The organism is Acinetobacter sp. 40AMC3-4 (genome assembly GCF_049898185.1).
Classification (GTDB): Bacteria; Pseudomonadota; Gammaproteobacteria; order Pseudomonadales; family Moraxellaceae; genus Acinetobacter.
Genome location: NZ_JAFCXG010000005.1, coordinates 254,265 through 265,157, shown reverse-complemented (window position 1 = coordinate 265,157; position 10,893 = coordinate 254,265). Strand labels below are relative to the sequence as shown.

Genomic DNA, 10,893 nt, shown 5'->3' with positions numbered 1-10,893 from the left:
CTTTTGCCAGTGTTGATCTGTCAGCATGGTACGAGGCATAGCGAATAGTAAAATTGGGTTTGGCGATTTGATTTTACTACTTCGCTATTTTTTTAAGCTAAAAGTGTCAACACACCCTAGTTAAACCAAATATTAGTATCAGGATTTAAATGCATCCTCGAGCGCCCAAAGCACCTGTGCCTTGGTCTGGAAAAACCGGCTAAACAAACTGGAGAGTGAACCCACAATCGTAATATGACCAAGTTTCGGAATTTGAATCAGATGGCTATGATTGCCCTTCTCTTTCAGTACACGGTCCAAATCCTGGCTATTGAAATGCCCAACAATCTTGTCTTTTTCGGCAATAAACAGATAATGCCGGATTGAGCTATTTTTAACAAAATAATAAGGCATCACCTGCTGATAAGGCACCGCCTGATCAAATGCATCGGCACAGATCGGATCATTTTTGTAATCAAAATGATAAGGCCCCGCCAGACCAATAATCGCCCGGATTTGATTGTGATCAATGCTGGCAGATTGCGGATGATACAAGGCAGACATCACATTGAATGCCCCGGCAGAGTGTCCCATCAAGACCAGATTTTCAGCACAGATCTGCAACTGTCCAGCTGACTGCTGCAAATGATTCAGCAATAAATGCAGATCATGAATATAGGTCGGAAAAATATGTTGTGGCGCCAGATGATAATTCATCACCACCACATCATAACCTTCTTTAGCAAAGGACTCGCCAATAAACTGATAATCCTTTTTATCGCCATGTAACCAGGCACCGCCATGCACAAAAACAATCAGGGGACGATGGAGCAAAGGCTGCTGACTCCGGAACAGATCAAAGCGTTGCCGTGATTTTAGACCATAAGCCAGCTGAGTTTCGATCGTGTAACCCTGTTTAGGCGTTAAACGATTCAGCGCATAACTGCCAAAATCATAGAGTCTAAATGCTTTATAGCGTTGCTGGACTTCCAGAATCTGATTCGACAATTGGTTTTTAAAATGACCGACCTTATGGAGCATCGGTTGGTTCAACCGTATCAGGATCTATCGCAACCGGCGTCTGTTCAATACCCGGCTGCGCATATGCCGGTGCAGCAAAGTTTTGATTAGCCAGACTTGAATATTGCTCCACGTTATCGATTAAAGTCACAATTTTGGTGACATTGCCCACTTGCTGCAATACCTGATTCAGGTCAGTAATTTCTGCGCTGTTCAAACGTCCCATCACATACAGCACGCCATCTTCAGTATGCACATGTAGTTTACTGTCCGAAACCACAGTGGCTTTCATGATCAGGCCACGGGTATTCGCTGTGACCGCAGTATCCTGCATGATGGTGCTATAGCTGATCTGATTGCCTACAGTAATAAAATTATGTACCGCTTTGACATCGCTCATGGATTTGACATTGTCTTCAGCTAGCTGCTTGAGATGTGCATCGGGCACCTGACCGGTCAGCAAGACATTGCCATGAAAACTTTCAATATTGACCCGAGCCTGTTTGAAGCGCGAATCCAGTTTATAAAGATTAATTTTTGCAGTACGGACAATTGAGGAATCAATAAATACCTGCCCCAAGGTACGCGCCCCACTTTCAGTTCCGACAGGAGCCGTACCTGTGCCGCTGGAAATAAAACTTGCACAACCTGATAAACTTGCGACACACAGCATTGTTATTGCAATACGCTTAACCACTCAGCAAGACTCCTTCATTTTATTACGTCTTTTTCAATCTAATAATCTGTTTTCAAGCTCAGATCATGTCAATTCTGCTTGAACTTTACAATGATCTTGAAGCAAATATAAGCATCTTTAGACCTTATTTTGTTCAAAGGTTAATAAACTCTTGATCAAAAGTAAAAGCATTTTCAATCCATTCCAGATCATAAGGGTATTGCGAAAAGTCATGCTGTATGGTTTTTGCAAATTGCTGTTTAAAATCAAAACAAATCACGTCAAAACGATAGTAATAGTGTGCAAATTGTGGATTTTTCTGAATAAAGCACATTGCCGTCTTGAGCATCTTTACCTGTTTTGCTCTGCAAATCGACTCGATCGCTTGCGCATATCGGGTTTGCGCACGTGCTTTGACTTCCACAAAGACCAGTTCCTGATCACGCACCAGAATCAGATCCAGCTCGCCATAGCGACTGTGATAATTGGCGGTCAGGAACTGAAATCCATGGTTCTGCATCAGTTGAGCCGCTTGCTGCTCCGCCCATGCACCTAATTGCTGTCGCAGCATTGCTCTTTCGCTCATAGTAGCTTGACACCTGTGCCACTGTACTGGAAACATTGTGGACTACGCTGAATACTGTGGTCCGTGATTTCAATTCGCCCAGTTCTACCCTGAAATTCAATATGCTGCAAATGCGGTTGTGACAGGTACTGCTGGGTGATCTGCCAGGCATCGCCACCGGCTCTTTGGCATAGGCCTGTAGAACATCCGGCCAGTCAGCCAGATAAAGCACAGGTACATCACAGAACTTGATTCCTCGTGGCGGTTTATGCTGTTCGCTAATCGCATTGGCCACGGTATACATCCGTTTATGGCTTAATTCAGGTATGGCAGCCAGCCCTTCTGCATTGCCGAGGTATAACAGCCCTTGTTTTGGCATTAAAAAAATGGGCGCCTTGTTCACGATTTTAAAATTCAGATCACTTTGGCTCAGCAGTGACATCAGCAACAGTTCATGCTCGGCTTCACTGCCCGGCTGGCGTAAAACCAGCAGTTGCTGAACCCCATCTTTAACCAGAAGGGTTTTTAAGGCAGCAGCATCCTCTTTTTTGGACAGGCTGAATTGCCAGACTTGGGGTGATGATTCTGCTACATCATTCAGGCTGAGGGTACGTACTTTAGGTTTGCTCTTGAGTAGTTGTTCCACATCGCTACGTGCCAATGGACCCACCACCATTTTGGTCTTTTTATTGACATGCTGTTTCAGTAGCTGGGAGATATTTTTCTGATTGGAATTGACCCATTTTAATGGAACTTTCTGCCCGGAAGTAGCATAAGTACTGAGAAAACCCTGTTTGATACTCGATGCAGCTCGCGCCAAAGGCCCGGATTCGGGTAGAATGATCAGCACTTCTGCTTGTACGCTGCTGATGTAGCTGACTAAACACAAGCCCAATATTTTATTTTTAATCTTCCATTTTTTATTATTCAATTTATTCCACATGGAGAAACCTATGAGTGCTCAGTTATTTGTTGTTGCGACTCCAATCGGGCACTTAGATGATATTAGTTATCGTGCACTTCAGGTGTTAAAGTCGGTGAGTCTTATTGCTGCCGAGGATACACGAACTTCAGCACAATTGCTTAAACACTTTAATATTCAAACACCTCTGACCGCTTGCCATGAGCATAATGAAAGCAACAAGATTGATCAGCTGATCCAGCGCCTGCTGAATGGCGAAGATATGGCCCTGATCAGTGATGCTGGCACTCCCCTGATTAGCGACCCTGGCTTTAAATTTGTCCGTGCTGCACAAGCGCATAATATTCGCGTGATTCCTGTACCTGGTGCTTGTGCGGCTATTGCTGCCTTAAGTGCTGTTGGCTTGCCGAGTGACCGCTTCAGCTTTGAAGGTTTTCTGCCATCCAGACAAAGTCAGCGCCTGCTGAATCTGGAAAAACTGAAAGATGAAACCCAGACTTTAATTTTCTATGAAGCACCGCACCGGATTCTGGAGTCCGTTAAAGATATGGCCAGCGTTTTCGGAGCAGATCGCCCGGTCGGTTTTGCGCGAGAAATCACCAAGACTTTTGAAACTATCAAGAAAATGACCTTGGGTGAATTGGTGGAATTCATTAGCAATGATCACAATCAGCAAAAAGGCGAAATTGTTCTAGTGATTGGCGGTGCCACCGAAGAAAAAGATCTGGATCAGGAAAAGCTGGATAAATTATTGAATCGCCTATTACAGGACCTTTCGGTCAAAGCTGCTTCACAACTGGCGGCAGATTTAACCGGAATCAAAAAGAAAGTCGCTTATCAACGTGCTTTAGAACTGACTTCGGCAAACGACTAATTGCTTTAGATTTTCTATTACGTTTGGATTTGCAAAAAAAAACACCACATTGAATGTGGTGTTTTTTATAAGAAACAAGTTAATCAATAACTTATTCTTTGGCTACTGATTCATCTGCCGGCACTTCAACAATACGACCACCACTGGCAAGGAAAGCCGCAATCTCGTCTTCAAGTGCTTGACGCTTTTTCAGCTTTGCAGTGACGGTCAAAGTTTCAGCTTCTACAAGATCGGTATCACTGACGACCTCTGTGCTATCGACCGCGCCTTTTTCAGCGGCTTTTGCTTCATCATCGTCAACAATTGAATCTTCAACGTCGTCATCATAATCATTCATGTCTGTCATTTGCATCTCCCCAAAAATGGCCCTCGCTTGGTATTCCAAGTCAGGTATCGAATTAAGTGAAATTTAGCAATCTCTTCGACCTTCGCCTAGTACCAAACATCAAAAAATCGTATCTTTTTTAAACAAAATCGTTACTCTTTATTGGTGTTTGTTTAAAAAATTTACATTTCTGTCTTAAGCTGCGTAGCGTGTGTCTTTAAGTAAACCCAGACCATTGGCTTGCGCCATAAATGCATCTTTCAACATGGGCTGATTTTCTACCTGTTTCAGGCCGAAATTGCGTGCCCAAACCATCGGGAAGAATAATGTGGTTTCCATCCAACCAATCGCAGACATGCTGTGCATCATGGCATCATTCTGGCCCTTACGGCAATGCTCATAGCGTTTCAGGGTCTGCTCATGTGCCCATACGCCACGCGCCTGATCATGTAGCAAAACATCACAGAGCACGGCAGCATCCAGACAGCCAATATTCACCCCTTGTCCAGCTAAAGGATGAATTACATGTGCAGCATCTCCAATCAGGGCTAAACCGTCTTGAATATACTGTTGGGCAGCACGGGCTTTTAAGGGGAAAGTGGCACGTGGTGTCGCCTCTAAGACTCCACCCAACATATGCTGGCTTTCACGAGTCAAGAGTTGAGTAAATTCAGCATCTGACAACGCTGCATATTCTTCGGCATAATCCTCTGGCAAGGTCCAGACAATTGATTGCCAATGTCCCTGCTCTTCCGGATTAAGGCTGGCCATAGGTAAAAAAGCCAGAGGACCAGTTTCGAGAAAAATCTGACGCGCCATGTACTGATGAGGCTGAATCGTTTTAATCGCACAACTGATGCCTGCCTGTTTATAGTCCAGTACATCAATATCGATGAAAGCTTGCTCACGTACAAAGGAGTTTGCACCATCTGCACCAATGACCAGTTTGGTTTTGAGCTGAGTACCATCTTCCAGATGAATGATCCACACACCGACGCCACGTTCAACACGGCTGACTTTGACTTGTGTTCTATAATCTTGAACATTTTCCAGCATCTTTTGCTGAATGGCCAGATTCAGAATGCTGGGCTCCACCATCGAGCCTAAAGCCTGCTCTACCGATGGTGTTTTTTCTGAAGACTGGCCAAAATTAATTTCACCATAGCCATTTTTATTCCACACCTGCATACCAGTATAAGGCTGCTGGCGTACTAAATTTTCCCAGACACCCACCGTTTTTAACAGGTGAATGGTTGCCTGACTTAAAGCCAAAACACGCGGATTGGCCACACGCAAAGTTTTATCTGCATCCAGAATTGGCGCTGCATCCAGAACTGTAGGCTGCACACCACCTTGAGCTAACAGAAGCGCTGTAAGTCCACCAACCAGCCCACCACCAATAATGACGACGTCTAATATTTCGTTAGTTTGATTTAAGCTCATGCTTTTAACCCCATGGCATAATTTGCAACCAGTGGCTTGATGCCTGGAATCGTATCAAAAGCGATTAAACCAGTATTACGAATCAGCTTTAAGAAAGGATTCTGGTTACTAAAACCACGTACTACTGAATCACAGAATTTAATCACACGCTGCTGGTCACTGAGACGGGATTTCTCATAGTCTAGCAATATTGCAGCATCGCCCAAGTCTGCGCCTTGTGCCTGTTGCTCTTTCAGGTAACGCACCAATACATGCGCATCACGCATACACAGGTTAAAGCCCTGTCCAGCGACCGGATGAATCGTATGGGCTGCATTACCCATGAGCACTACACGACCAACAGCCTGCTTTTCAGCTAACACTTGAGACAATGGAAAACTGAACCGTTTTCCGGTTTTCTGGAATTTTCCGGCACGATCGCCATACGTTTCCTGCAAGGCATCCAGAAAATGCTGGTCATTTTCATCTCCCAACCATTCTCCTTCAGTACCTTTTTTCACTGGCCAGACCACTGAACGACGATACTCACCCGGTAGTGGTAAAAGTGCCAAAGGCCCTAAATGGCTGAAACGCTCAAAGCCCACATGAGCATGTGGCTTTGAAGTTTGTACTGTGGTCACAATCGCAACCTGATCATAATCATGTTCTGACGCACCAATACCCAAGGCTTTACGGCAGAAAGAATCCCGCCCATCGGCGGCAATAACCAGTTTGGACTGTAATTTTAGTGACGATTCACCACGCTGAGCTTCGATATAAGCAAAGTCTGTATCTTGGATAAGGGATGTCACTTGAACACCATCAATCAGTTCAATCAATGGCTCTTTTTTGACTTGGGTCAGCAGTACACGACCGAGCCAGGCATTTTCAATGACCTGACCAAAGCTTTCGACTTTTTCCTGTTCGGCTTTCAGTCGAGCCTTACCAAAACTGCCCTGTTCGGTAATATTCACTTCCAGAATTGGGGTAGCATGTTCTTGCAAGGCATTCCAAAGTCCAAGCTCCTGATAGATCTGCACGCTACGGCGTGACAAGGCACTGTTACGTGCATCAAAACTGGAATGATATGGCGCAAGATTTTCATCATCATAATTTGGGTATTTAATGGCTTCCAACAGTTTGACTGCAATATTGATTTTCGCCAACATCAATGCGAGGCTTAAGCCGACCATACCACCACCGACAATGATGACTTCTTGTTGCATGCTTACTTCCTTATCTGTTTATTCGCATCTATGGCGAATTACATAAAACGTATACTGGTTTTATCTTACCTCAAGGCTTTAAATTTTTATAATGATTCGTTTTATTTAGTTTTCTCCATGATGATCCAGCCTATATTGAAAAACCAAGACATCGCGCTTTTCAGTCCCCAACTTCGGCAATACAGTATAGGCATTGATCCGTTCAACGATTTCAAACCCTGTCTTAAAAGCACTTGGTGTGCCTGTATATGTTCTGCATCACAGAAAGTATCTAGTGATTTAAATGTAAGATATTGTCTAAAATACTGAATCACCGCTTTCATCGCCTCAAGCATATAGTCCTGCCCCTGAAATCGAGGACCAAGTCCGAAATGAATTTCAAGGCTGTTATTTTGCTGTTGAATAATCGTTAGTAACCCGATTGCCAGATGACTTTTTCGCTCAGCAATCACCCATGAAAATCCTTTAATCGGTTGCTGCCAATAGCTTAACGCCCATTTCTGCAACATCTGCTGAGTTTGACCGACTGTTGTATGCACCTGTCGTTGTAAGTATTTTGATGCTTCAACGTCGCCACAATACTCTTGGAATAATGAAAATTCATCTCCAACTTTATATGCTCTTAACTCCAACCAAGTTGTCTTTAATTCAGCAACTAAAATATTTATACTCACTTTTATCAACTCAGCATTAAAAAACGGAATGTTGTAATTTCATTTGGCACTTATACGATTCGATCGCAAACCTAGTCAAATTGGTATAACTCGATCTACTCGCTTCGCACAATTTTGAATACATATTGCTACTGGTAAATCCTGAATGATAAAATTGTGAATCAAGCCATTTATAAATGAGCTGATATTCACTTTCAGTAGCAGGAGGCCCATTTTCAATCACTATTATTTTCTTATTTTGAGAGAGTTTTATAAATATAACTCGATTTTTTAGCTAACAGATATTTTAAAAAAAATTTATCCAACCATGTACAACCTAATCTTATTTGTATGATAGTAATCATTAATCTTTAGCTAAGTGTTGTTGTAGATCTGAGGATGATTCTATTAATAACCTATAAACACCTATATAAAAAACCCCGGAAATATACCGAGGTTTCTTCATCTTCCACACTATTTCTATCCTCTCGACAAGCTACTCAAAGACATTATCCTATCTTGTAAGAAACTCGTGCAGGAGGATTAGCTTAACGCACAATATTGGTATGATGATCTGTATGGTGTACTGTTTTACCCAACTTCGTTCCTGTATAAATCAGGTACAATGCCGACAAACCAACCAATACATAAATAATTCGAGATAAGGCGCTCATATCACCAAAGATCGCAGCGACCAAATTAAAATCGAATGCACCAATTAAACCCCAATTGATGCCACCAATGATTGTTAAAGCATAAGCAATCCAGTCAATCGTATTTAATTTCATAAGTGTTCTCCTGCTGTTATTTAAGTTTATTTAAGGATCAGAGAAAGTATGAGAATCTCAGCGCATTTAATATGTAGCTTTGATGCTAAAAACAGATTTTCTGTGTTGACTTCGTGTCACTTTTTAAGCTGTAAATTTTACTTAGGTTAGTTTTATTTGACTTGTTCGAGATAAACGTAAGCTAAGTCACTTTTTGATCGATTCGATATAGCTAGGAATTCTTGTTTAAAACGGCATAGAAATGTCATAAAAAAGCCGATCTTGCGACCGGCTTGCTGTATTTTTTCTCAAATTAAGCAGCGCACGCTTTCGCCATTAATGCCTCAATCTCTTCTACCGTTTTGACGACTTTCGCGGTTAAAACTAGCGGGCCATTTGCAGTGGCCACCACATCATCTTCAATCCTAATGCCAATTCCACGCCATTTAGCATCTACTGTTTCATCATCAGGCGCGATATAAAGACCCGGCTCAACGGTAACGACCATACCCTCTTCATACGAGCGCCATTCACCGTCCACCTTATAAGCACCGACATCATGCACATCCATACCGAGCCAGTGTCCGGTACCATGCATGTAGAACTGGCGGAAAGCTTCTTTTTCTATAATGTCGTCAATATTCCCCTGCATCAAGCCAAGATCGAGCAAACCTTGCACTAGGATGCGCACTGCAACATTATGTGGTTCTTTATACGAGTTACCAATTTGCACAGCATTAATTGCAGCAATTTGAGCATCCAGCACTACATTATATAAAGCTTTCTGTTCCGGGCTAAATTTACCATTCACTGGAAAGGTACGGGTAATGTCTGAAGCATAAAGCTGATATTCAGCCGCAGCATCAATCAGGACCAAATCGCCATCTTTCAGTTCTTTGTCATTTTCTACATAATGCAGGATGCAGGCATTCTCACCGCCACCGACAATACTGTTATAGGCCGGAACACCGCCATTTTTGCCAAAGATATAATTCAGCTCGGCTTCCAGTGCATATTCCATCATGCCCGGGCGTACTGCTAGCATCGCTTGCGTATGTGCATCAGCAGAAATATCGGAAGCAATCTGCATCAATTCAATTTCATTTGCATCTTTATGCAGACGCATTTCATCGACAATACGATCCAGCTGAATTACTTGCGCTGGTGCAGAAGTACCACGACGGCTTTCACCACTTGCAGTTGCAATCCATTTGGCGACACGCGCATCAAACTCTGCATGCTGTCCAATGCGATAAAATAACTGATCTTTATTTTGTAACTTTTCTAAGATTTCTTCATCCAGCAGATCAATTGCATAGGCTTCATCTGCATCATAATCCTGAATAGCCCCGTCAATACCCGCGCGGTAGCCATTCCAGATTTCCATTTCACGGTTACGTTCCCGACAGAACAAACTGTAGCTATAGCCTTCTTCTTCAGTGTCAAAGGTTTCAATCACAGCCACAGCTTCAGGTTCCGCAAATCCGGTTAAATAGAAGAAACTACTGTCGGCGCGGTATTTATAATCTGCATCACGGTTACGCATAGCTACCGGACTGGTCGCGATAATGGCGATACTGCGTAAACCAATTTCCCCTGCGAGGATTGCGCGACGTTCCTCAAAAACTGCCTGTGTCAATTTCTTCATTACACCTTACTTCTTATCGATCAATACTTGTATTTAGAATATAGTCTTGAAATCAGACTATAGATTTCACTGTAAACAGCAAAATATATGCCTGATTTCAAGCAGGTGATGACTCACCTCAGCATTTCATCAGCTTGGACGTTTAGGCGAGAAAATCTCGACCACACTTTGCGCGTCTGTAACAGCGGCTTTAGGCTGATTTTTTTGACTAAATTGCTGTAAGAGTGGTGTTTCTTCAACTTCGACCTTTTTACGCCCTAAAGACAGGCTGACAGGAATCAGACGCACAAATTCGTACAATTCCTGATAGCTTTCTTCACCTTCGGCATCATCGTCCGAGTCTTCAAATTCAACTGCGGCTACATCTTGTAAATGTTCAATCAGTTCAACTTCATCCTGACGGATATGTCCTGAAGCCAGTCCGAAACCTAAGACCACGCCGGCACACCAGTCCGCCAGAGCCTGTACGCGTTCTGAAAGCACATGCTCATCATCAGGCAGCAAAGGTAAATAATCCAGCTCATCTTCAGACAATGCATGGAACACATCTTCAGCTTCGCCCGTCAACAACTCTAATGCTTCGGCATCCAGTTCAGGTACATCCAGTGTTTCTAAAATCTGTAACCACTCTTCACTGCTTGGCGCCTGGGTGACACAAACAATGCCTGTTAGCAAACCATGCAGTTCGCTAGGGCTAGAAATTTCCTCAATTGAAGAAAAATTGCGGTGCCATTCGGTCCAACCTGAAATATCGTCTTGCATTCGTTTATCCAATCTTTATACTGCTTATATATTACCTTTGTTTGCAACACTGTG

11 protein-coding genes and 1 pseudogene are annotated in these 10,893 nt (G+C 43.1%); 1 reads left to right on the top strand and 11 read right to left on the bottom strand.

The genetic code is table 11. The features are described from left to right. Positions 1–138: 138 nt before the first annotated feature. From ACP7BU_RS08755 to ACP7BU_RS08740, 4 genes and pseudogenes are all read right to left on the bottom strand, one after another. Positions 139–1,020: an alpha/beta hydrolase gene (locus ACP7BU_RS08755; protein ID WP_425879775.1), complete on the bottom strand. Its 882-nt coding sequence runs from the start codon at positions 1,018–1,020 to the stop codon at positions 139–141. Beyond that, entirely contained in the window at positions 1,010–1,696 is a 687-nt protein-coding gene (locus tag ACP7BU_RS08750) for a BON domain-containing protein (RefSeq protein WP_213687039.1), read from the bottom strand. The genes ACP7BU_RS08755 and ACP7BU_RS08750 overlap by 11 nt, the downstream gene beginning before the upstream one ends. Before the next feature lie 133 nt (positions 1,697–1,829). Beyond that, positions 1,830–2,246, bottom strand: coding sequence for a YraN family protein (locus ACP7BU_RS08745; protein WP_425879793.1), 417 nt, complete (start codon positions 2,244–2,246; stop codon positions 1,830–1,832). An 11-nt stretch (positions 2,247–2,257) separates the two neighbouring features. Further along, positions 2,258–3,183 (bottom strand): annotated as a pseudogene (locus ACP7BU_RS08740) (penicillin-binding protein activator). 10 nt (positions 3,184–3,193) lie between these two features. On the opposite strand from ACP7BU_RS08740, the gene rsmI reads away from it, so the two are divergent. Then, positions 3,194–4,036, top strand: coding sequence for a 16S rRNA (cytidine(1402)-2'-O)-methyltransferase (rsmI, locus tag ACP7BU_RS08735; protein ID WP_004279519.1), 843 nt, complete (start codon positions 3,194–3,196; stop codon positions 4,034–4,036). A gap of 91 nt (positions 4,037–4,127) precedes the next feature. On the opposite strand, the gene ACP7BU_RS08730 is transcribed toward rsmI, so the two are convergent. The 7 genes from ACP7BU_RS08730 to ACP7BU_RS08700 form a co-directional block, all read right to left on the bottom strand. Next, positions 4,128–4,382 carry a hypothetical protein gene (locus ACP7BU_RS08730; RefSeq protein ID WP_004646359.1) on the bottom strand — a complete coding sequence of 85 codons (255 nt, stop codon included), beginning with the start codon at positions 4,380–4,382 and terminating at the stop codon, positions 4,128–4,130. 174 nt (positions 4,383–4,556) lie between these two features. Next, positions 4,557–5,804 carry an FAD-dependent monooxygenase gene (locus tag ACP7BU_RS08725; protein WP_005107464.1) on the bottom strand — a complete coding sequence of 416 codons (1,248 nt, stop codon included), beginning with the start codon at positions 5,802–5,804 and terminating at the stop codon, positions 4,557–4,559. Then, positions 5,801–7,009 (bottom strand): 2-octaprenyl-6-methoxyphenyl hydroxylase, encoded by a 1,209-nt coding sequence (gene ubiH / locus ACP7BU_RS08720; RefSeq protein WP_425879772.1) that lies wholly within the window; start codon positions 7,007–7,009, stop codon positions 5,801–5,803. The genes ACP7BU_RS08725 and ubiH overlap by 4 nt, the downstream gene beginning before the upstream one ends. 101 nt (positions 7,010–7,110) lie before the next feature. After that, a complete protein-coding gene (locus ACP7BU_RS08715; RefSeq protein ID WP_425879770.1) occupies positions 7,111–7,683 on the bottom strand; it encodes a GNAT family N-acetyltransferase in 573 nt (190 codons plus the stop codon). Positions 7,684–8,210: 527 nt separating this feature from the next. Next, positions 8,211–8,450 (bottom strand): DUF378 domain-containing protein, encoded by a 240-nt coding sequence (locus tag ACP7BU_RS08710; protein ID WP_425879768.1) that lies wholly within the window; start codon positions 8,448–8,450, stop codon positions 8,211–8,213. A gap of 292 nt (positions 8,451–8,742) precedes the next feature. Next, complete coding sequence (gene pepP / locus ACP7BU_RS08705; protein WP_005107469.1) at positions 8,743–10,077, bottom strand: Xaa-Pro aminopeptidase; 1,335 nt, start codon at positions 10,075–10,077, stop codon at positions 8,743–8,745. 129 nt (positions 10,078–10,206) lie between these two features. Beyond that, positions 10,207–10,839, bottom strand: a complete 633-nt coding sequence (locus tag ACP7BU_RS08700) for a UPF0149 family protein (protein ID WP_004646351.1) — start codon at positions 10,837–10,839, stop codon at positions 10,207–10,209. Positions 10,840–10,893 lie beyond the last annotated feature (54 nt).